Source organism: Phytopseudomonas seleniipraecipitans (genome assembly GCF_900102335.1).
Lineage (GTDB): Bacteria > Pseudomonadota > Gammaproteobacteria > Pseudomonadales > Pseudomonadaceae > Aquipseudomonas > Aquipseudomonas seleniipraecipitans.
On record NZ_FNBM01000011.1, the window covers coordinates 71,199 to 90,879 of the forward strand.

General features: G+C 63.4%; 19 protein-coding genes. 10 read left to right on the plus strand and 9 right to left on the minus strand.

Annotated features, from left to right (window positions below):
- Nucleotides 1-412 precede the first annotated feature (412 nt).
- From solA to purE, 6 genes are all read right to left on the minus strand, one after another.
- Nucleotides 413-1,579 carry an N-methyl-L-tryptophan oxidase gene (gene solA / locus BLS60_RS19695; protein WP_092371518.1) on the minus strand — a complete coding sequence of 389 codons (1,167 nt, stop codon included), beginning with the start codon at nt 1,577-1,579 and terminating at the stop codon, nt 413-415.
- Between the two features lie 2 nt (nt 1,580-1,581).
- Nucleotides 1,582-2,238, minus strand: coding sequence for an HD domain-containing protein (locus tag BLS60_RS19700; RefSeq protein WP_092371522.1), 657 nt, complete (start codon nt 2,236-2,238; stop codon nt 1,582-1,584).
- A 76-nt stretch (nt 2,239-2,314) separates the two neighbouring features.
- Complete coding sequence (locus tag BLS60_RS19705) at nt 2,315-2,848, minus strand: DUF3299 domain-containing protein (protein ID WP_070882516.1); 534 nt, start codon at nt 2,846-2,848, stop codon at nt 2,315-2,317.
- A 64-nt stretch (nt 2,849-2,912) separates the two neighbouring features.
- A complete protein-coding gene (locus tag BLS60_RS19710; protein ID WP_070882515.1) occupies nt 2,913-3,161 on the minus strand; it encodes a GlsB/YeaQ/YmgE family stress response membrane protein in 249 nt (82 codons plus the stop codon).
- Between the two features lie 96 nt (nt 3,162-3,257).
- Nucleotides 3,258-4,343 (minus strand): 5-(carboxyamino)imidazole ribonucleotide synthase, encoded by a 1,086-nt coding sequence (locus BLS60_RS19715; RefSeq protein WP_092371525.1) that lies wholly within the window; start codon nt 4,341-4,343, stop codon nt 3,258-3,260.
- On the minus strand, nt 4,343-4,834 hold the full coding sequence (purE, locus tag BLS60_RS19720) for a 5-(carboxyamino)imidazole ribonucleotide mutase (RefSeq protein ID WP_070882513.1): 492 nt from the start codon (nt 4,832-4,834) through the stop codon (nt 4,343-4,345). Before purE ends, BLS60_RS19715 begins: the two co-directional genes overlap by 1 nt.
- 434 nt (nt 4,835-5,268) lie before the next feature.
- Here purE and BLS60_RS19725 point away from each other — a divergent pair, with 434 nt between their 5' ends.
- The 6 genes from BLS60_RS19725 (at nt 5,269) to aauR (ending at nt 11,784) form a co-directional block, all read left to right on the plus strand.
- The gene (locus BLS60_RS19725; protein WP_092371528.1) at nt 5,269-6,177 is read left to right on the plus strand and encodes a glutamate/aspartate ABC transporter substrate-binding protein; all 909 of its coding nucleotides are present in this window, start codon (nt 5,269-5,271) and stop codon (nt 6,175-6,177) included.
- A gap of 174 nt (nt 6,178-6,351) precedes the next feature.
- Nucleotides 6,352-7,098 (plus strand): amino acid ABC transporter permease, encoded by a 747-nt coding sequence (locus tag BLS60_RS19730; protein WP_092371531.1) that lies wholly within the window; start codon nt 6,352-6,354, stop codon nt 7,096-7,098.
- Entirely contained in the window at nt 7,095-7,763 is a 669-nt protein-coding gene (locus tag BLS60_RS19735) for an amino acid ABC transporter permease (protein WP_206353767.1), read from the plus strand. Before BLS60_RS19730 ends, BLS60_RS19735 begins: the two co-directional genes overlap by 4 nt.
- Nucleotides 7,760-8,494, plus strand: a complete 735-nt coding sequence (locus BLS60_RS19740; RefSeq protein WP_092371534.1) for an amino acid ABC transporter ATP-binding protein — start codon at nt 7,760-7,762, stop codon at nt 8,492-8,494. The genes BLS60_RS19735 and BLS60_RS19740 overlap by 4 nt, the downstream gene beginning before the upstream one ends.
- Before the next feature lie 73 nt (nt 8,495-8,567).
- The gene (locus tag BLS60_RS19745) at nt 8,568-10,469 is read left to right on the plus strand and encodes a sensor histidine kinase (RefSeq protein WP_092371537.1); all 1,902 of its coding nucleotides are present in this window, start codon (nt 8,568-8,570) and stop codon (nt 10,467-10,469) included.
- Entirely contained in the window at nt 10,462-11,784 is a 1,323-nt protein-coding gene (aauR, locus tag BLS60_RS19750; RefSeq protein ID WP_070882507.1) for a two-component response regulator AauR, read from the plus strand. Before BLS60_RS19745 ends, aauR begins: the two co-directional genes overlap by 8 nt.
- Before the next feature lie 31 nt (nt 11,785-11,815).
- On the opposite strand, the gene BLS60_RS19755 is transcribed toward aauR, so the two are convergent.
- The gene (locus tag BLS60_RS19755) at nt 11,816-12,718 is read right to left on the minus strand and encodes a LysR substrate-binding domain-containing protein (RefSeq protein ID WP_070882506.1); all 903 of its coding nucleotides are present in this window, start codon (nt 12,716-12,718) and stop codon (nt 11,816-11,818) included.
- Nucleotides 12,719-12,899: 181 nt separating this feature from the next.
- Here BLS60_RS19755 and aspA point away from each other — a divergent pair, with 181 nt between their 5' ends.
- The 3 genes from aspA to BLS60_RS19770 all read left to right on the plus strand — a co-directional run bounded on the left by aspA (nt 12,900) and on the right by BLS60_RS19770 (nt 16,673).
- On the plus strand, nt 12,900-14,324 hold the full coding sequence (aspA, locus tag BLS60_RS19760) for an aspartate ammonia-lyase (protein WP_070882505.1): 1,425 nt from the start codon (nt 12,900-12,902) through the stop codon (nt 14,322-14,324).
- Nucleotides 14,325-14,447: 123 nt separating this feature from the next.
- Nucleotides 14,448-15,701, plus strand: a complete 1,254-nt coding sequence (locus BLS60_RS19765; protein WP_083328703.1) for a dicarboxylate/amino acid:cation symporter — start codon at nt 14,448-14,450, stop codon at nt 15,699-15,701.
- Nucleotides 15,702-15,905: 204 nt separating this feature from the next.
- On the plus strand, nt 15,906-16,673 hold the full coding sequence (locus BLS60_RS19770) for a substrate-binding periplasmic protein (protein WP_070882504.1): 768 nt from the start codon (nt 15,906-15,908) through the stop codon (nt 16,671-16,673).
- 85 nt (nt 16,674-16,758) lie between these two features.
- Here BLS60_RS19770 and BLS60_RS19775 read toward each other — a convergent pair whose 3' ends face one another.
- On the minus strand, nt 16,759-17,709 hold the full coding sequence (locus BLS60_RS19775) for a 2-hydroxyacid dehydrogenase (RefSeq protein ID WP_092371540.1): 951 nt from the start codon (nt 17,707-17,709) through the stop codon (nt 16,759-16,761).
- Nucleotides 17,710-17,943: 234 nt separating this feature from the next.
- On the minus strand, nt 17,944-18,555 hold the full coding sequence (locus BLS60_RS19780; RefSeq protein ID WP_092371705.1) for an NAD(P)-dependent oxidoreductase: 612 nt from the start codon (nt 18,553-18,555) through the stop codon (nt 17,944-17,946).
- Between the two features lie 216 nt (nt 18,556-18,771).
- Here BLS60_RS19780 and BLS60_RS19785 point away from each other — a divergent pair, with 216 nt between their 5' ends.
- Nucleotides 18,772-19,674 (plus strand): LysR family transcriptional regulator, encoded by a 903-nt coding sequence (locus BLS60_RS19785; RefSeq protein WP_092371543.1) that lies wholly within the window; start codon nt 18,772-18,774, stop codon nt 19,672-19,674.
- Nucleotides 19,675-19,681: the final 7 nt, after the last annotated feature.

Sequence of the window (19,681 nt, forward strand, 5' to 3'; positions counted from 1 at the left end):
GCCTGCGATGGCCACAAAGTGGCGGGAGCGGCCGTTCACGATCGTGGGAGGGGCTCTAGGCGTAGGGTGGACGACGCTTCATCCGTCCACCGCTTTACGATCGCAATGGTGGATGAAAAAAGCGCCATCCACCCTACGTCTACCTGGGATGCGCGCAGATGATGCGTAACCTACGAATGGTGGGAGCGGGCGGGGACGCCCAGTTGTTCATGCACGCGAATCGCGGGCACGGCCCGCTCCCACAGTCGTAGGGTGGACGACGCCTCATCTACGCGGCCCGACCCGTCCACCGCTCTGCGATCGCAATGGTGGATGAAAAGAGCGTCAGCTACGCGCCCCGATCCACCCTACGTCCGCTATTGCCTTGCTGCCGTCTATCGTCAGCAGCTCCTGAGACCTTACTTGCAGGTAACTACCTGAAGCGCGCCAGCGAGAACGGTGACAGGTCGACGGCGCCGGGTTCGTTGCAATGGTGCATGGCCAAGGCTTCGCCGATACCGGCGGAATGCTTGAAGCCGTGCCCCGAGCAGGCCGACACCAGGGTCACGTTGGCCATCTGCGGATGGGCGTCGATGATGAAGTTGAAATCCGGGGTGATGGTGTAGGTGCAGACCTTCGACTTGAGCACCCGCCTCGACACACCCAGCAAGCGGCCGGCTACGTGGGCGTCGTACATGGCATCGATATCGGCCTGGCTGACGCTGCGGTCCACCGCATCCGGGTCGCAGCCTTCGAGGTACTGCTCGGTGGCGATCTTGATGGCGTTCTCGCCCGGCAACGGCGCAAAGCCGTAGCAACTGTCGGTGTCCGCCGCGCCGTGCAGCAGGATATACACCGGGGAATCGGCGGCAAACCGCTCGGGCTCGTCGAGCTCGAACCAGAACAACTGCTGACGACAGACCTTGAGCAAACTCTCGACCGGCGCACCGAGCAGCCGGCCAGTCCACATGCCGGCGCAGACAATGGCCTTGTCGGCAGTCAGCGCGCCGCTGCTGGTTTGCACGCGAACACCCTGGCCCAGGGACTCGATGGCGGTCACTGGCGTGTTGTTGTACAGGGTCGCCCCCAACTGTTCGGCCAGCTTCAGTTGCACGTCGATGGCCCGCTCTGGCCGCACATAACCGGCGCCCGGCTCGAAGTAGCCGACAGCGTTCTCACCGTAACCATCGAACTGCGGAAACCGCGTGCGCAGCTGCGTCGCGTCGAGCAGGCTGTGCTCGATGCCGAAGCGCTCGGCCAAGGCCGCCGTCTCGCCCGCGAAATCCGCTGTGCCATGCCCACGGGTTGGCGTGTCGCTGCTGCTCAGCATCAGCATGCCGCAGGCCTCGAACAACGCTTCGCCGCTCTGCGCCTCCAGTTCACGCCAGATGCGCTGGGCATTCAGCGCCAGCGGTACATAGGCAGCGCCCTCGCCAACCGCCTGGCGGGTGATGCGCGTATCGCCATGGCTGGAACCGAGATCATGGGGCGGCGCATGACGATCCACGCCAGCTACACGCACACCGCGCTTGGCCAGCTGATACAGGGTGGCGGCGCCCATGGCGCCCAGTCCGATGACGATGACGTCGTAGTGCTGCATGCTCACTCCTCTATAGACGGTTGGATTTCCTCGCGAAACGCAGCGAGGAACGCGACCATCCGCGCGTGCCGCTGCTCGGCCAGTCGCGCGCCTGCAGCGGTCTGAAAGCCGGAGGCCAGGCCCAGCAGCTTGGTGCGGAAATGATCGAGGGCGAAACGCTGGTCATCCAGTGGGCGATGCCGCGCGTCGATGTCGTCGGCGTCATACAACGCGCTGCCCATCCGCCCGGACACGTGGAAGCAGCGCACCACGCCGATCAGGCCAATCGCATCGAGGCGGTCGGCATCCTGCAGGATGCGCGCCTCCAGGCTGGTCGGCGGGATTGCGGCGGAGAAGCTGTGTGCTTCGATGGCATGGCAGGCGGCGGCGATGCGCTCGTCACCCCACCCCAGGCTGGCGAGCATGTCAGCAGCACGTGCGGCAGACAGGCGCGACGCCTTGGCGCGCAACGGCGAATCCTTTTCCACCGCCACACAGTCGTGCAACAGCACGGCGGCCAACAACAGCTCCAGATCGCCACCCTCTTCGCGCTGCAGCCGCTGAATATTGGCCCACACACGCTGCAGGTGCGACAGGTCGTGGGCACCATCGTCGGTAGAGGGCGTGCAGAGTGCCAACAGACGGCTGGCCAGCTGAGAATAAGGAGCAAAACAGATCACGGGTGAGCTCGTAGATTAGCGGTCGACAGGGAAACGTAGCGGCCCGATGCCCGTGCAGGCAAACGCGCCACTCAGGTTACAGATCGCTTTCTTCGACCATTCGCGCGCTGCTGGCATCCAAGGCGTAGGCAGCGTCTGCCAGGTCGTTGCTAACCGGCTCGACCTTGAGCGTACCGTTGACCCACAGCGGCTCGTAGATATCCGTCAAGGCGATGCCTTTGGGGTAGCGCACCAGCACCAACTGATTGGGTGGCGGCGGCGGTACGTGAATGCAGGCGCCCGGATAAGGCACCAGGAAAAACAGCGTACTGCGCCCGGCGTTGTCGGTTTCCAGCGGCACCGGATAGCCACCGAGGCGAATCTGTTTGCCGTTCATGGCGGGCACCGTCTTGGCCGAATACATGACGGCGGGCAGTCCCTTGTCCTGCTGCTTGAGGCCCCCTTTGCTGTCGAAGCTGCCCAGCGCTTCGGGCGTGTCGTGGGTGATCTCCGGCATCTGTTCGAGCGCACGCTGATCCTCTTCAGGCATCAGCTCCAGCCAGTCGGTTTCCGGCAGTTCGGCGCGGGCGATGCCGCAGATCAACAGCAGAACAAGAGACAGGTAACGCATCGACGGGACTCGCGGCAGTAGGACCAACGGAAAGTAGCCCGTCGTCGATGCGTCAGGCTACGGTTCAGCGCTTCTTGGTGATCAGGCCGTAGATCACCAGCAGGATGATCGCACCAACCACTGCGCCGATGAAACCAGCGCCTTCGCCTGCGCGGTAGATGCCCAGCGCCTGGCCACCGTAGGTAGCAGCGATGGAGCCACCGATACCCAGCAGGATGGTCATGATCCAACCCATGCTGTCGTCGCCTGGCTTGAGGAAACGGGCGAGCAAGCCCACGATCAGGCCGATTAAAATAGTGCCGATAATACCCATGACGCCCTCCTGATAGAAAAAAGGCGCCGCATTCGTGCGGCGCCTTTTTTCAGACGAGGCCTGCGCAGGAGAGGTTCAACCTCTCGTGCCTGTGCCTCATTCGGCGGCGATCAGCGCTTGCACCTGGGCGATGCGGCTATCCAGGGCTGCGCGGTCGGCGCAGCGCAGGGTGGCGTGACCAACCTTGCGCCCGGCCTTGAAGGCCTTGCCGTAGTGATGCAGGTGGCACTCATCAATGGCCGCCACCTTATCCACAGCCGGAACGCTGCCGATGAAGTTGAGCATGGCGCTCTCGCCGACCTTGGCCGTCGAGCCCAGCGGCAGGCCGGCCACGGCGCGCAGATGGTTCTCGAACTGGCTGCACTCGGCACCCTCAATGGTCCAGTGCCCGGAGTTGTGCACCCGCGGCGCGATCTCGTTGGCCTTGAGGCCGCGGTCGACTTCGAAGAACTCGAAAGCCATCACACCGACATAGTCGAGCTGCTTGAGCACGCGGCCCACATAATCTTCGGCCAGTGCCTGCAGCGGATGGTTGGTGCTGGCCACGGACAGGCTGAGAATGCCGCTGTCGTGAGTGTTGTGCACCAGCGGGTAGAAGCGCGTCTCGCCATCACGGCCACGCACGGCGACCAGCGACACTTCACCGCTGAACGGCACGAAGCCTTCAAGGATGCACGGCACGCTGCCCAATTCGGCGAAAGCACCGGTGACGTCTTCGGGCTTGCGTAGGACCTTCTGACCCTTGCCGTCATAACCCAGGGTGCGGGTCTTCATCACCGCGGGCAGACCAATGCTGGCAACAGCCGCATCGAGGTCGGCCTGAGACTGGATATCGGCGAATTCCGGGGTGGGGATGCCCAGATCCTTGAACATCGACTTCTCGAACCAGCGATCACGAGCGATGCGCAGCGACTCGGCGTTCGGATAGACCGGCACGAACTGCGACAGGAACGCCACGGTTTCCGCGGGCACGCTTTCGAACTCGAAGGTCACCAGGTCGACCTCATCGGCCAGTTGACGCAGGTGATCCTGATCGCCGTAATCGGCACGGATGTGCTCGCCCAGGGCCTGAGCGCAGGCATCCGGCGCCGGGTCGAGAAACGCGAAGTTCATGCCCAGCGGAGTCCCCGCCAGCGCCAGCATGCGGCCGAGCTGGCCGCCCCCGATTACGCCGATCTTCATCACTGCGCCCTCGGGTCCGGGTTATCCAGCACGGTGTTGGTCTGCTCGTCACGGAACTGCTTGAGCGCCGTGTGGAACTGCGGATGCTGGTGACCAAGGATGCTCGCCGCCAGCAGCGCAGCATTGATGGCGCCCGCCTTGCCGATGGCCAGGGTGGCGACCGGAATGCCGGCCGGCATCTGCACGATCGACAGCAGCGAGTCGACGCCCGAAAGCATGGAAGACTGCACTGGCACGCCGAGCACCGGCAGGTGAGTCTTGGCGGCGCACATGCCCGGCAAGTGGGCAGCGCCACCCGCACCGGCGATGATCACCTGGATACCGCGGCCTTCAGCCTCTTCGGCGTACTGGAACAGCAGATCCGGGGTGCGGTGGGCGGAAACCACCTTCACTTCGTTCGCAATGCCTAATTTATCCAGCATTTCGACGGTATGGCTCAGGGTGCTCCAGTCGGACTTGGAACCCATGATCACGCCTACCAGTGCGCTCATCGTCGTGCCTCTCTCGTCTCGGGCGCTTGGCGCCGGGGCAGAAACAACAAACCACGCGGAGGGCGTGGTTTGCGGAAACCGGAAATTATACCGCAGTCGTGCATAAAGGGTTAAGCCACGCTCGTCTGCAGCGCCCGGCGCCTCTACCGCGCTGTCCCGGAACCTGTATCGGCATACACGCCCTGACGTTCGGCTTTCCGAACGAAAGCGGCGTGGAAAACCGAAATCCCGAATCAATATCCGCTGAAGACGTTTTCCTTGATTTTAAATAGCCAATAATTTCAATTAGTTACCAATCCTGAGCGGCCACAGGGCGCTTGGCATGCATTCTGCTCTTCTAAGCGTCAGGAATGCGATAGCTCTTCCACAGAGAAGCCGCGCCACGCTGTGCGGCTTCAACAGCAAAATAACAACAACACCGAGGAATTCGATCCATGCGTATTGTCCCCCGCGTACTGGCTGTTGCCGTAGCCGCTGCCCTGATGTCCAGCCCGGTCTTCGCCGCCGAACTGACCGGCACCCTGAAGAAGATCAAAGAGTCGGGCACCATCACCCTGGGCCACCGTGACTCGTCCATCCCGTTCTCCTATTTCGGCGACACCTCCAAGCAGCCGGTCGGCTATTCCCACGACCTGCAGCTCAAAGTCGTCGACGCACTGAAGAAACAACTGGAGCTGCCTGATCTGAAGGTGCGCTACAACCTGGTGACCTCGCAGACCCGTATTCCGCTGGTGCAGAACGGCACCGTGGACTTGGAATGCGGCTCCACCACCAACAACGTCGAGCGCCAGCGTCAGGTCGACTTCTCCGTCGGCATCTTCGAAGTCGGTACCCGCCTGCTGACCAAGACCAGCAGCGGCGTGAACGATTTCGACGACCTCAAGGGCAAGAACGTGGTGACCACCGCCGGCACCACCTCCGAGCGCCTGCTCAAGTCGATGAACGCCGAGAAGAAGATGGGCATGAACGTGATTTCTGCCAAGGATCACGGCGAATCCTTCCTGATGCTCGAGTCCAACCGCGCCGTGGCCTTCATGATGGATGACGCGCTGCTGGCTGGCGAAATGGCCAAGGCCAAGAAGCCGGACGACTGGCACGTGGTCGGCACCCCGCAGTCCTTTGAAATCTACGGCTGCATGGTCCGCAAGGGCGACGAAGGCTTCAAGAAGGTGGTCGACGAGGCCATCAGCGCGACCTTCGCCTCCGGCGAGATCAACGATATCTACAACAAGTGGTTCCAGCAGCCAGTACCGCCCAAAGGCCTGAACCTCAATTTCCCCATGAGCGACGAGCTGAAGAAGCTGATCGCCGAGCCAACCGACAAATCTGCCGAGCAGATCTGACGGCGTGACGCTGCGCCCCTTTCACGAGAAGGGGCGTAGCGGGGATTCGGAGACGCCGACGGCCTCTCCTTCATATTTCCTGATGAAGCCGACACTCATCCGCCCACGCGGATGCGGGCGACTGTTGCCTGCCGCCGTGCTTCGCCGCTGTTTTCCATCTGAGGGGAAACCCGCATGAACTACAACTGGGACTGGGGCATATTCTTCAAGTCCACCGGCATTGGCAGCGAGATCTACCTGGACTGGTTTATCACCGGTCTGGGCTGGACCATCGCCATCGCACTGGTGGGCTGGCTGATCGCCCTGTCACTCGGCTCGCTGCTCGGTGTGATGCGCACCGTGCCGAACCGTCTGATTTCAGGCATCGCCACGGCGTACGTGGAGGTGTTCCGCAACGTGCCGCTGCTGGTGCAGCTGTTCCTCTGGTACTTCCTGGTGCCCGACCTGCTGCCCGAACCGCTGGAACTGTGGTTCAAGCAGGACCTCAACCCGGCCACCTCGGCCTACCTGTCGGTTGTGGTCTGTCTCGGCCTGTTCACCGCAGCCCGCGTGTGCGAGCAGGTTCGTACCGGCATCCAGGCATTGCCGGCCGGCCAGACCGCCGCGGCCTACGCCATGGGTTTCCGCCTGCCGCAGATCTACAGCAACGTGCTGCTGCCCCAGGCCTACCGGATCATCATTCCGCCGTTAACCAGCGAATTCCTGAACATCTTCAAGAACTCCTCGGTGGCCTCGCTGATCGGTCTCATGGAGCTGCTCGCGCAGACCAAACAGACCGCCGAGTTCAGTGCCAACCTGTTCGAAGCCTTTACCCTGGCGACGCTGATCTACTTCACCCTGAACATGAGCCTGATGATGATCATGCGCATGGTGGAACGTAAGGTCGCCGTGCCGGGCCTGATTTCCGTGGGAGGCAAATGATGGACTTCAGTCAGATCATCCCGGCCCTGCCAGGCCTCTGGGAAGGCATGGCCATGACCCTGCAACTGATGGTCATGGGCGTTCTTGGTGGCGTGATTCTCGGCACCCTGCTGGCGCTCATGCGCCTGTCGAGCAACGTGCTGCTGTCGAAGCTGGCCGCCACCTACGTGAACTATTTTCGCTCGATCCCGCTGCTGTTGGTGATCACCTGGTTCTACTTCGCGGTGCCGTTCATCCTGCGCTGGATCACCGGTGAGGACACGCCGATAGGCGCGTTCACCTCGTGCCTGGTGGCCTTCATCATGTTCGAGGCGGCGTATTTCTGCGAAATCGTGCGTGCCGGTATCCAGGCCATTCCCAAGGGCCAGATGGGCGCCGCCCAGGCGCTGGGCATGAGCTACGGCCAGACCATGCGCCTGATCATCCTGCCCCAGGCGTTCCGCAAGATGACCCCGCTGCTGCTGCAACAGAGCATCATCCTCTTTCAGGACACCTCGCTGGTTTACACCGTCGGCCTGATGGACTTCCTCAACGCCGCCCGCTCGCGCGGTGACATCCTCGGTCAGCCCCACGAATTCCTGATCTTCGCCGGCCTGGTCTACTTCACCATCAGCTTCGCTGCCTCGCAGCTGGTCAAGCTCCTGCAAAAAAGGTTAGCCGTATGATTTCCATCAAGAACGTCAACAAGTGGTATGGGGACTTCCAGGTGCTGACCGATTGCACCACCGAGGTCAAGAAAGGCGAAGTAGTGGTGGTCTGCGGGCCATCCGGCTCGGGCAAATCGACCCTGATCAAGTGCGTCAACGCCCTGGAGCCCTTCCAGAAAGGCGACGTCGTGGTCGATGGCACCTCGATTGCCGACAAGAAGACCAACCTGCCGAAACTGCGCTCGCGCGTCGGCATGGTATTCCAGCATTTCGAGCTGTTCCCGCACCTGACCATCACCGAAAACCTGACCATCGCACAGATCAAGGTGCTGGGCCGCAGCAAGGAAGAAGCCACCCAGAAAGGCCTGGCGCTGCTCGATCGCGTGGGGCTCAAGGAACACGCCCACAAGCACCCTGGTCAGCTGTCCGGCGGCCAGCAGCAGCGCGTGGCGATCGCCCGTGCCCTGGCGATGGACCCGATCGTCATGCTGTTCGACGAGCCGACCTCGGCCCTCGACCCGGAAATGGTCAACGAAGTGCTCGACGTGATGGTGCAACTGGCCCACGAAGGCATGACCATGATGTGCGTGACCCACGAGATGGGATTCGCCCGCAAGGTGGCTGACCGGGTGATCTTCATGGACGCCGGGCAGATCGTCGAAGACTGCCCGAAGGAAGAGTTCTTTGGCGATGTCAGCGCACGCTCCGACCGCGCCCAGCAGTTCCTCGCCAAGATCCTGCAACACTGATCCGCCTCTCGGGGCCGGCCCGCCGGCTCCGAGACGTGGCCCACCCGCAACTGGCAGCCCAGGGAGGACTGTGATGCAATGCGCTCTTGCCAGTCTTCGTGTGGTGCCGCCCGCCTTGTCCGCCAAACCGCGCTACGTTCGCCACCTGTTGTTGACCCTGCTGATGCTGGCCCTGGTGTTCGGCTGCGGCTATGCCGGTTACCGCATCAGTGAAAAAGCCGGCATCCGCGGGCTGACCGAAAGCGGCGAACGCCAGCTGGAGCTCAACGCCCGCGCGGTGGAAAGCGAAATCACCAAGTACACCTACCTGCCCAGCCTGCTCGAGCTGGAATCCAACGTCAGCCGCTTGCTGCTGACACCCGACGGTTACCGTCGGCAGCGCGTCAACGATTACCTCGAAGGCCTCAACCGGCGCAGCGGCAGCCTGGCCATCTACGTCATGGACACCGATGGCCGGGTCGTGGCGACCAGCAACTGGCGGCAGTCCGACAGCTACCTGGGCGAGGATCTGTCCTTCCGCGCCTATTTCCAGGACGCCATCCTCGGTGAGTCCGGGCGTTTCTACGGCATCGGCAGCACCGTTGGCGAGGCCGGCTACTACCTGTCGCACGGGCTCAAGGCCAATGGCCGGATCATTGGCGTGGCGGTGGTCAAGATTCGTCTCGACGCGCTGGAGCAACGCTGGCAGCGCGCGCGCCTGGAAGCCTATGTCAGCGACGAGAACGGCATCATCATCCTCTCGAGCAACCCGGAGCGCCGGCTCAAGGCGGTACGCCCGCTGAATGCCGAAATCAAGGAACGGCTGGCGCGCAGCCTGCAATATCACTGGTCGTCGCTCGACGAGCTGATTCCCCTGGCACGCACCGAACTGGGCGCCGGCACCGAACAGGTCACCTTTGCCGCAGGCGCCCCCGGCAGCCAGGACCACGCGATTAACTACCTGGCCCAGACCCGCCCGCTGGAGGACACGCCCTGGCACCTGACGCTGCTTAGCCCACTACAGGATCTGCGCCGAGAAGCGATCAGCCACGGCATGCTGGCCGCCGCCGCCTTCGCCCTGCTGACGTTTCTGCTGATCGCCTGGAACGAGCGCCGCAAGGTCATCGCCACCCGCCTGGCAGCGCGCGAAGCACTGCAGACCGCCAACAACCAGCTGGAACGCAGGATCGCTGACCGCACCGCCGACCTGCGCGCCAGCAATGATCGGCTGAAGGCAGAAATTCACGAACGCCGACAAACCGAGAACGACCTGCGCAAGACCCAGGATGAGCTGGTGCAGGCCGGCAAGCTGGCGGTGATCGGGCAGATGTCGACGAGCATCGCCCACGAACTCAACCAGCCACTGGCGGCGCTGCGTACGTTATCGGGCAATACCATCCGCTTCCTGTCGCGCGGGTCCTACGACGTGGCCACCACCAACCTGCAGACCATCAACGAACTGGTCGACCGCATGGGCAGGATCACCGCCAGCCTGCGCGCGTTCGCCCGGCGCTCCAACGATGGCGGCGAAGCCAGCGTGGGCAAAGCGGTGGAAGCCGCCCTGCAGGTGGTGCAACCGCGCCTGGAACGCACCCCGCTGAACATTCATCACCAGTTCGAGGATGCGCGCCTGGCGATCAACCAGACCCGCCTGGAGCAGATCCTCATCAACCTGATCGCCAACGCCGTGGATGCCATGAGCTTCCAGGCAGACCGCCAGTTGTGGCTGCAGGGCAACGTCGACGGTGACCGCTATCGCCTGCGCGTACGCGACAACGGCCCCGGCATCTTGCCGGCTGATCGCGAGCACCTGTTCGAACCGTTCTTCACCACCAAACCCGGCGAGCAGGGGCTGGGTCTTGGCCTTACCCTGTCGGCCAGCCTGGCGTCGGCCGCGGGCGGCAGCCTCAGTGCCGAGCATCCGCCGCAGGGCGGCACTGCTTTCGAACTCAACCTGCCCTTGGCCGCCACCGTCATGGAGACACCCGATGAATGACGACCTCACCGTACTGATCGTCGAAGACGACCCGCACGTGCTGCTTGGCTGCCAGCAGGCCCTGGCCCTGGAAGATATTGCCAGCGAAGGCGTGGGCAGCGCCGAACAGGCCTTGCAGCGCATCGATGCGGACTTCGCCGGCATCGTCATCAGCGATATCCGCCTGCCCGGCATGGACGGCCTGCAACTGCTGGACGAACTCAAACGTCGCGACCCTGCGCTGCCGGTGGTGCTGATCACCGGGCATGGCGATATCGGCATGGCCGTGGGCGCGATGCGCGATGGCGCCTACGATTTCATGGAAAAACCCTTCTCGCCCGAGCGCCTGGTCGAGGTCACCCGCCGCGCGCTGGAGCAACGCAGCCTGGCCCGCGAGGTGTCCTCGCTGCGCCGCCAACTCGCCGGCAAACAGGCACTGGAGCACCGGCTGATCGGCAGATCACCGGCCATGCAGCAGCTGCGCGAGCTGGTCGCCAATGTCGCCGACACCTCGGCCAACGTGTTGATCGAAGGTGAAACCGGAACCGGCAAGGAGCTGGTCGCCCGCTGCCTGCATGACTTCAGTCGGCGGCAGAGCAAAGCCTTCGTCGCGCTGAACTGTGGCGGCCTGCCGGAGAACCTGTTCGAGAGCGAAATCTTCGGCCACGAGGCCCACGCGTTCACCGGTGCCGGCAAACGGCGCATCGGCAAGATCGAGCACGCCAACGGCGGCAGCCTGTTTCTCGACGAGATCGAAAGCATGCCGCTGAACCTGCAGATCAAACTGCTACGCGTGCTGCAGGAACACAGCCTGGAGCGCCTGGGCTCGAACCAGCCAATCGATGTCGACTGCCGGGTGATCGCCGCGACCAAGGCGGACCTGAACGAAGCGGGCAAGGCCGGGCACTTTCGCAGCGACCTGTATTACCGCCTCAATGTCGTCACCCTTGAACTGCCGCCGCTGCGCGAACGTCGCGAAGATATCGCGCTGCTGTTCGAACACTTCCTGCAACTCTCCGCGCTGCGCTTCGACCGCGCCGTACCCGAAGTGGATCGCCACACCCTTGCCGCGCTGATGGCCCACGATTGGCCGGGCAACGTGCGCGAATTGCGCAACGTTGCCGAACGCTTCGCCCTCGGTCTGCCAGCCCTGAAAAAGAGTGGCAGCCAGGACGGCAATGCCGCGACCTTCGCGGAAGCCGTCGAGGCGTTTGAACGCAACCTGCTGGTCGACGCCCTCGAACAACACACCGGCAACCTCAGCCAGGCCGCCCAGGCCTTGGGCATGGCCAAGACCACGCTATTCGACAAGGTCAAAAAATACGGCCTGGGCTGAGCATTGCTGCGATGGAGTTGGCGACCGACCTTTAGCGCCCCACGCCGCCTTCGAGCTTGCGCCACAGCAGACGCACGCCGGCCTTGCGTGACATGCTCCAGCGGTACAGACGGATCTCCAGCGGTATCCACCAGTGCTCCTTGCCGCAGATCACCAGTTCGCCGCGCGCCAGCTCGGCGTTCATCGACAGGCGTGGCACCCAGGCGACGCCCAGGCCTTGCAGCGCCATGGCCTTGAGGCTGTCGGCCATGGCCGTTTCGTGCACGGTGGTGGAGCGCAGCGCGCGCTGGCGCAGCAGCAGGTTGACCGAGCGACCGAGAAAGGTCCCGGCGCTGTAGGCCAGCAGCGGCACGCTCTGCCCGGCATCCAGGTCGTATAGCGGCGCGCCGTGCTCGTCCGCTGCACATACCGGGAGCATTTCGCTACTGCCGAGATACAGCGACGGAAACAGGTCAGGCACCAGTTGCACGGCGGCGTCCTGATCGTGATAGGCCAGAATCAGGTCGCAGGTGCCTTCGCGCAGGGAGTGCACCGCTTCGCCGACGTTGGTTGCCACCAAGCGCGTCGTCAATGGCAGCCCGTCACGACGCAGGCGAGCAATCCACTCGGGAAAAAAGCTGAACACCAGCGAGTGTGCCGCAGCGATCTGCAGCGCCTCACCTTGCTGGCCCTCGAGGTTGTGAAGATGGCGAACCACTTCACCCAGCTGCTCGACCAGGCTGCGTGCGGTCAGCAGAAACAGCTGACCGGACTCGGTCAGCTCGATGGGCGTACGCGAGCGGTTGACCAGGGTCAGCCCCAACGCAGCTTCGAGGCTGCGAATACGTCGACTGAATGCGGGCTGGGTGACGAAACGCTTCTGCGCTGCCGCAGAAAAACTGCGCGTGGAGGCCAGGGTCACGAAGTCTTCCAGCCATTTTGTTTCCAGGTTCACAGTGCATCCCTCTGCGCTAGCCGATCGCTCGCACCTTTTGAGTGCATCGGTGCGAGTCACACTTGCATTATGCCGATTATGCATAGGGCAGCAAGTAACAGCATTGGCCGGCACGACGGGATAATCCTTACCCTATGCGCCATCGCGGTATCTTCCGCGGCTCTATGAGAATCGAGACATCATGTCCGCTGCTGCATTGTTTCGCGTCGAGAAAGACCTGCTCGGTACCCTCGAAGTCCCTGAAGAAGCCTATTACGGCATCCAGACCCTGCGTGCGCTGAACAACTTCCGCCTGTCAGGCGTGCCGTTGGCTCACTACCCGAAGCTGGTGGTGGCGCTGGCCATGGTCAAGCAGGCCGCAGCAGACGCGAACCGTGAGCTGGGCCACCTCCCCGCCGCCAAGCACGCCGCGATCAGCGAAGCCTGTGCGCGGATCATCCGCGGTGATTTCCATGACCAGTTCGTGGTCGACATGATTCAGGGCGGCGCCGGCACCTCGACCAACATGAACGCCAACGAGGTGATCGCCAACATCGCTCTCGAAGCCATGGGTCACGCCAAAGGTGAATACAAACACCTGCACCCGAACAACGACGTCAACATGGCGCAGTCGACCAACGACGCCTACCCCACCGCCATCCGCCTCGGCCTGCTGCTCGGCCACGACACGCTGCTGGCCAGCCTGGACAGCCTGATTCAGTCCTTCGCTGCGAAGGGCCAGGAATTCAGCCACGTACTGAAGATGGGCCGCACCCAGTTGCAGGACGCAGTGCCGATGACCCTCGGCCAGGAGTTCCGCGCCTTCGCCACCACCCTCGGTGAAGACTTGGCACGCCTGCGCAGCCTGGCGCCGGAACTGCTCACCGAAGTGAACCTCGGCGGCACCGCGATCGGCACCGGCATCAACGCCGACCCGGGCTATCAGCACCTGGCCGTGCAGCGCCTGGCGCTGATCAGCGGCCAGCCGCTGGTACCGGCCGCCGACCTGATCGAGGCGACCTCTGACATGGGCGCATTCGTGCTGTTCTCCGGCATGCTCAAGCGCACCGCGGTGAAGCTGTCGAAGATCTGCAACGACCTGCGCCTGCTGTCCAGCGGCCCGCGCACCGGCATCAACGAGATCAACCTGCCGGCGCGTCAGCCGGGCAGCTCGATCATGCCCGGCAAGGTCAACCCGGTGATCCCGGAAGCGGTCAACCAGGTGGCATTCGAAATCATCGGCAACGACCTGGCCCTGACCATGGCGGCCGAAGGCGGCCAGCTGCAGTTGAACGTGATGGAGCCGCTGATCGCCTACAAGATCTTCGACTCGATCCGCCTGCTGCAGCGCGCCATGGACATGCTCCGTGAGCATTGCATCAACGGCATCACGGCCAATGAAGCCCACTGCCGTGCCCAGGTGGAAAACTCCATCGGCCTGATCACCGCACTCAACCCCTACATTGGCTATGAGAACGCCACACGCATCGCCAAGATCGCTCTGCAGAGCGGTCGTGGTGTGCTGGAGCTGGTGCGCGAGGAGCGCTTGCTCGACGAGGCCACGCTGGCCGACATCCTGCGCCCCGAGAACATGATCGCGCCACGCCTGGTGCCGTTACAGGCCTGATTCTTCCGCTATTACCCGCGCCGCCCCTCGAGAGCGGCGCATTCGTTTGTGCCCTCGCCTGCCGGGCACCACCCAATAGGCCGCACCTCGGTCATCACAAAAACGACAATTTAGGTGATATCCATGAGTCAGAGCATTACCGCTTCCCGCCGCTTTCTGGGGGGCATGCCCCTCTGGCAGCAAATCCTCATCGGCCTTGTGCTCGGCGTGCTGGTCGGCCTGCTGTTCAAGGACGGCGCCAAACTCCTCGCACCGCTGGGCGCGCTGTTCCTCAATGCGATCAAGATGCTCATCGTGCCGCTGGTATTCGTCTCCCTGGTGGCCGGCATCACCTGCATGCAGGACACTGCCAAGCTGGGCCGGATCAGCGTGAAGACCATTGCCATCTACCTGGTCACCACCGCCTTTGCGGTGAGCATCGGCCTGCTGTTCGGCGCGCTGTTCACCCCCGGTGCCGACATGAACATGGTCGCCAGCGCGGCGCCCGAAGCCAAGCAGGCGCCGTCGCTGATCGAGATCCTCGTTGGCCTGGTACCGAGCAACCCGGTGACCGCGTTCGCCGAAGGCAACATTCTGCAGATCATCGTGTTCGCCATCGCGCTGGGCGTGAGCATGAACCTGGTGGGTGAAAAAGCCGCACCCGCGGTCAAGCTGTTCAACAGCTTGGCCGAGGTGTTCTACAAGCTCACCGACCTGGTGATGCGCTTTGCACCGATTGGCGTGTTCGCGCTGATCGCCGGCGTGGTCGCTGCCCACGGCATCGAAGTGCTGCTGCCACTGGCCGGGGTGATCGGCGTCATCTACCTGGCGAGCATCGCACATCTGCTGCTGGTCTACGGCGGCCTGCTCGCCCTGCTCGGGCGGCTCAGCCCGCTGCGCTTTTTCCAGGGCATCGCCCCGGCACTGGCTGTGGCATTCAGCACCTCGAGCAGCTCCGGCACCCTGCCGGTGTCGATCGAATGTGCGCGCAAGAACCTCGGCGTGTCCGAAGGCGTGGCGGGTTTCGTGTTGCCGGTGGGCGCAACCATCAACATGGACGGTACGGCGATCTATCAGGGCGTGCTGGCACTGTTCATCGCCCAGGCGTTCGGCATCGACCTGAACGCCGGCCAGTACCTGATGATCATCCTCACCGCCACCCTGGCCTCGATCGGCACCGCCGGCGTGCCCGGCGCCGGGCTGATCATGCTGGGTCTGGTGCTGACATCGGTAGGCCTGCCGCTCGAAGGTGTAGCGCTGATCGCCGGTATCGACCGCATCCTCGACATGGCGCGCACCATGGTCAACGTAGCCGGCGACCTGATGACCACAACCCTGGTCGGCAGCAGCGAGAACGAGCTGGACCGTTCCATCTATAACGCCAGCAACAAGCAATAACACCGCGCTTGTGGTGACAGAAGGGGTGGCCACGTGTCACCCCTTCTTTTTTGCGCTCACCGTGCCAGAGAGGCTGCAGCGGCGCTGCCGAATACCGGCGTGCGCCGCCATTATGAGTGCGGGCAATCACTCTTGCGCAGGACCGATTGCCCTTTGCGCGGCGGCGCGATAAAACGGCAGCAGTCCTAATAAGAGAAGTCTGCCATGCTCCATAAAGCCGCTTGGTTGTTCTGCCTGCTATCCGTTTCGAGTGCCTTCACGCTACCCGCTCACGCCGAGTTGCCGGCGGGCTATCAAGTCGTGCTGCAAACGGAAAACTTCCCGCCATTCAACATGGCCGACAATGAAAAGAATTTCGCCCGTGACGCCAATATCCAGGGCGTCAGCACCACCATCGTGCGTGAAATGTTCAAACGCGCGGGCATCGATTACACCCTGACCCTGCGTTTCCCGTGGAGCCGGATCTACGACGCCACACTGGCCAACGCTAACCACGGTCTGTTTTCCACCTCGATGAACGAGGCGCGGCGGCCGCTGTTCAAGTGGGTGGGGCCGATCGCCAAGGTCGAGCGCGTGCTGCTCGCCGCCCCAGGCTCAACCATTCCCAACCTGACGAGCCTGGAACAGGCTCGTCAGTACCGCATCGGCAGCTACAAAGACAGTGCCGCCAGCCAGACGCTGGAAAAGGCCGGGCTGGAGCCGATCAACACGCTGCGCGATCCAGAGAACCTCAGCAAACTGACCCAGGGTCGCATCGACCTGTGGGGCACCACCGACCCGGTCTGGCGCCACCAGGCCCGTGAAATGGGCATCACCGGACTGCGCAACGTACTGACGTTCGACCGCTCGGAGCTGTACCTGGCACTCAACCTCGACACCCCGGACGAAGTGGTCGCCCGCCTTCAAAAAGCGCTCGACGAGATGAAGAGTGAAGGCTACGGCACCTGCAACAAACATCCTGAGCTGTGCTGATAAACGCTCGATGATGATGGTTGCCTGAACCGCAATATCGAGGGCGGCGCGCGACTCAACAGCATGAATCGCGCGCCTGGCCGAGTCAGACCGGCGTAACGGCCTTGCCGTGCTTGAACACGCCGTCGAGGTTGGCGAAGAACAGGTCGGCCATGGCTTGACGGGTTTCGTGGGTGCCGCTGCCGATATGGGGGGTGAGCACCACATTGTCCAGCGCCAGCAATGCCGCCGGCACGTTGGGTTCGTCGGCGAAAACGTCCAGCGCAGCACCGGCGATGGTGCCTTTCTGCAGCGCCTCGACCAGCGCGGGTTCATCCACCACCGAACCACGGGCGATGTTCACCAGATAGCCCTTCGAACCCAGCGCCTTGAGCTGCTCGGCGCCGATCAGCTTGTCGGTCGAGCTGCCACCCGGCACCACCACCACGGCGTAGTCGCACGCCTGCAGCAGACCTTCCAGGGTCTCGTGATAGGTGTAGTCAACGTCATCGCGGCGGCGACGATTGTGGTAGGCGACGGTCATGCCAAAGGCTTCGACGCGCTGCGCAATAGCGCGGCCAATGTTGCCCATGCCAACGATGCCGCAGACCTTGCCGCCAATACTGCCGGACAGTGGAAAGCGGTTTTTCTGCCATTCACCCGCTCGTACGAATCGATCCGCTTCGCAGATCCGCCGCCCCAGAGCGAGCAGAATCGACACCGCCGTATCGGCCACGCAATTATCCAGCACGCCTGGCGTGTTGGTCACCGTTACACCGCGCTTGTTCGCGGCATCGACATCGATGGCGTCATAGCCCACCCCAAAACTGATGATGGCCTTGAGGTTTGGCAAGGCCTCGATCAACTCGGCCTTGGCACCGAACACCCCGCTGGTCGCGATGCCGTCGATGCGCCCGGCATGCTCGCCAAGCCAGGCGTCGGCATCAGCAAGTTCCCAATAGCGATGGATGTCGTACTGTTCGGCGATGCGTTCCGTCAGGCTTGGTGATAGCGGTCCGATCATCAGCAGTTGCGGGCGCGTCTGTGCAGCAGTCATCGTCGTCTCCTGTTCCCATGGATGCGTAGCGGGCGCGACAGCGGCTCCTGCAGAGCAAGCGGTGCGCATCAGCGCGCGGCCTGCTCATCGTCAGCGAGCGCGGACTAACGCTGCCCGGCTATGCATGTTGTATTACGACCACGGAAATACGGCAAACGCCTCAGGACTTTGTTGCGGGCTGCGGGCGTCCGGCAGTTGCCAAGGCGCGCGGCCAGATCACCCGCGGTACACGGCTCAATAACCGACGGTAAAGCGCTGGCGCGAATGCTGCGGGCGCTCGAGCTCATCGATCAGGGCGATGGCAAAATCTTCCATGGAGATCGAACTGTTGCCGGCTGCATCGACCAGAAGACTGTCGGTGCCAAGGCGGAAACGTCCGCTGCGCTGGCCGGGTTCGAAGAGCGCCGAGGGCGAGAGGAAGGTCCAGTCGAGGGCCTGCTCACCGCGCAACACGTTGAGGAAATCGCACCCGGCACCTGCCTCGGCCTTGTAGGCCGCAGGGAACTCGGGGGTGTCGATCAGCGCCACGCCCGGCGCCACTTCCAGGCTGCCGGCACCGCCGACCACCAGCAGGCGCGGCACACCGGCGGCTTTCACGGCACCCAGCAGGCTGGCTGCGTCGCTGCCGACGAAGCGCGTCGAGCTGATCACCGCGTCGTGACCCTCGAGCAGCGGTACCAGGCGCTCGATATCAGCGACATCGGCACTGGCCACCTGCAGCCCCTGCTGCGCGGGCACCTCACCCACCTGCCGGGCGATGCCGGTGACATGATGCCCACGCTGCAAGAGCTCATGGGCAATGCGCGACCCCGCCCGCCCGCTGATACCAAGGACGACGATTTTCATAGGATGCTCCGATTTGGCTGATGAGGATCGGTCGGCGGCAGGTTCGCCACTGGCGAACACCAGCCCGGCGAACGCCAACAGCAGGGTGGTGTAGAACAGTTGCATGGAACGGATCATGTGAGGCACCGCCGATGGATGAGCTGGCAGCTTACTCGGTGCGAACCCTGCGAAAAGCTGCATAATCGCCGCAACTCAGTTGCATGGATCGAGCGAATCATGGACAGACTCATGGCGACCCGCGTTTTCGTCGAGGTGGTGGACCGCGGCAGCCAGACCGCCGCGGCCGAGCACCTGGATATTTCCCGGGCGATGGTTTCCCGCTACCTGGCCGCGCTGGAAGGCTGGGTCGGTGCGCGCCTGCTGCACCGCACCACACGCAAGCTCAGCCTGACCCAGGTGGGCAACGAGCTGTTGCCGCACTGCAGGGAGATGCTGCTCACCGCCGAAGCGATGCGCTCCACGGGGCTCAAGGCCAACGAGGGGCCCAGCGGCAATCTGCGTATCACCTGCAGCCAGGCATTCGCACAGGCCTGGCTGAGCCCGGTGCTGGTCGAGTACCTCGCCCTCTACCCCGACACCTCGGTGGACGTGCTCATCAGCAGCCAGGCAGAGAACCTGGTGGAGGAAGGCATCGATCTGGCCCTGCGCTTCACCAACCGCCTGGACCCCAACCTGGTTGCCCGGCAGCTGGGCACCTGTCATTCGGTGGTGTGTGCATCACCCGGCTACCTGGCGCGGGCGGGCGTTGCGCAACAGCCCTATGAGCTGGCCGCGCACAATTGCCTGAGCTACAGCTATTTCGGCCGCAGCGTCTGGCATTTCGAAGGCGAAGGCGAACAGATGGAGGTGGCGGTCAGCGGCAACCTGAGCAGCAACGACAGCGGCGTGTTGCTCGAGGCAGCCGTGGCGGGCGCGGGTATCTGCATGCAGCCGCTGTTTGCGGCGGCGCCGCTGCTCGCGAGCGGCCGGCTGACCCGCCTGCTGCCGCACTGGCAGCCCCAGTCGCTGGGCATCTACGCCATCTACGCGTCACGCCGGCAGATGTTGCCCGCGCTGCGCAGCCTGCTGGACTTTCTCGCCCAGCGCCTGGCCGACGATCCGCTGTGGCAGGCGCACTAGCGCGAAC

Coding starts and splice junctions, on each gene's coding strand:
- solA (WP_092371518.1), bottom strand. CDS start 1,579: ATGCAGCACTACGACGTCATCGTCATCGGACTGGGCGCCATGGGCGCC.
- BLS60_RS19705 (WP_070882516.1), bottom strand. CDS start 2,848: ATGCGTTACCTGTCTCTTGTTCTGCTGTTGATCTGCGGCATCGCCCGC.
- BLS60_RS19710 (WP_070882515.1), bottom strand. CDS start 3,161: ATGGGTATTATCGGCACTATTTTAATCGGCCTGATCGTGGGCTTGCTC.
- BLS60_RS19715 (WP_092371525.1), bottom strand. CDS start 4,343: ATGAAGATCGGCGTAATCGGGGGCGGCCAGCTCGGCCGCATGCTGGCG.
- purE (WP_070882513.1), bottom strand. CDS start 4,834: ATGAGCGCACTGGTAGGCGTGATCATGGGTTCCAAGTCCGACTGGAGC.
- BLS60_RS19725 (WP_092371528.1), top strand. CDS start 5,269: ATGCGTATTGTCCCCCGCGTACTGGCTGTTGCCGTAGCCGCTGCCCTG.
- BLS60_RS19730 (WP_092371531.1), top strand. CDS start 6,352: ATGAACTACAACTGGGACTGGGGCATATTCTTCAAGTCCACCGGCATT.
- BLS60_RS19735 (WP_206353767.1), top strand. CDS start 7,095: ATGATGGACTTCAGTCAGATCATCCCGGCCCTGCCAGGCCTCTGGGAA.
- BLS60_RS19740 (WP_092371534.1), top strand. CDS start 7,760: ATGATTTCCATCAAGAACGTCAACAAGTGGTATGGGGACTTCCAGGTG.
- BLS60_RS19745 (WP_092371537.1), top strand. CDS start 8,568: ATGCAATGCGCTCTTGCCAGTCTTCGTGTGGTGCCGCCCGCCTTGTCC.
- aauR (WP_070882507.1), top strand. CDS start 10,462: ATGAATGACGACCTCACCGTACTGATCGTCGAAGACGACCCGCACGTG.
- aspA (WP_070882505.1), top strand. CDS start 12,900: ATGTCCGCTGCTGCATTGTTTCGCGTCGAGAAAGACCTGCTCGGTACC.
- BLS60_RS19765 (WP_083328703.1), top strand. CDS start 14,448: ATGAGTCAGAGCATTACCGCTTCCCGCCGCTTTCTGGGGGGCATGCCC.
- BLS60_RS19770 (WP_070882504.1), top strand. CDS start 15,906: ATGCTCCATAAAGCCGCTTGGTTGTTCTGCCTGCTATCCGTTTCGAGT.
- BLS60_RS19775 (WP_092371540.1), bottom strand. CDS start 17,709: ATGACTGCTGCACAGACGCGCCCGCAACTGCTGATGATCGGACCGCTA.
- BLS60_RS19780 (WP_092371705.1), bottom strand. CDS start 18,555: ATGAAAATCGTCGTCCTTGGTATCAGCGGGCGGGCGGGGTCGCGCATT.
- BLS60_RS19785 (WP_092371543.1), top strand. CDS start 18,772: ATGGACAGACTCATGGCGACCCGCGTTTTCGTCGAGGTGGTGGACCGC.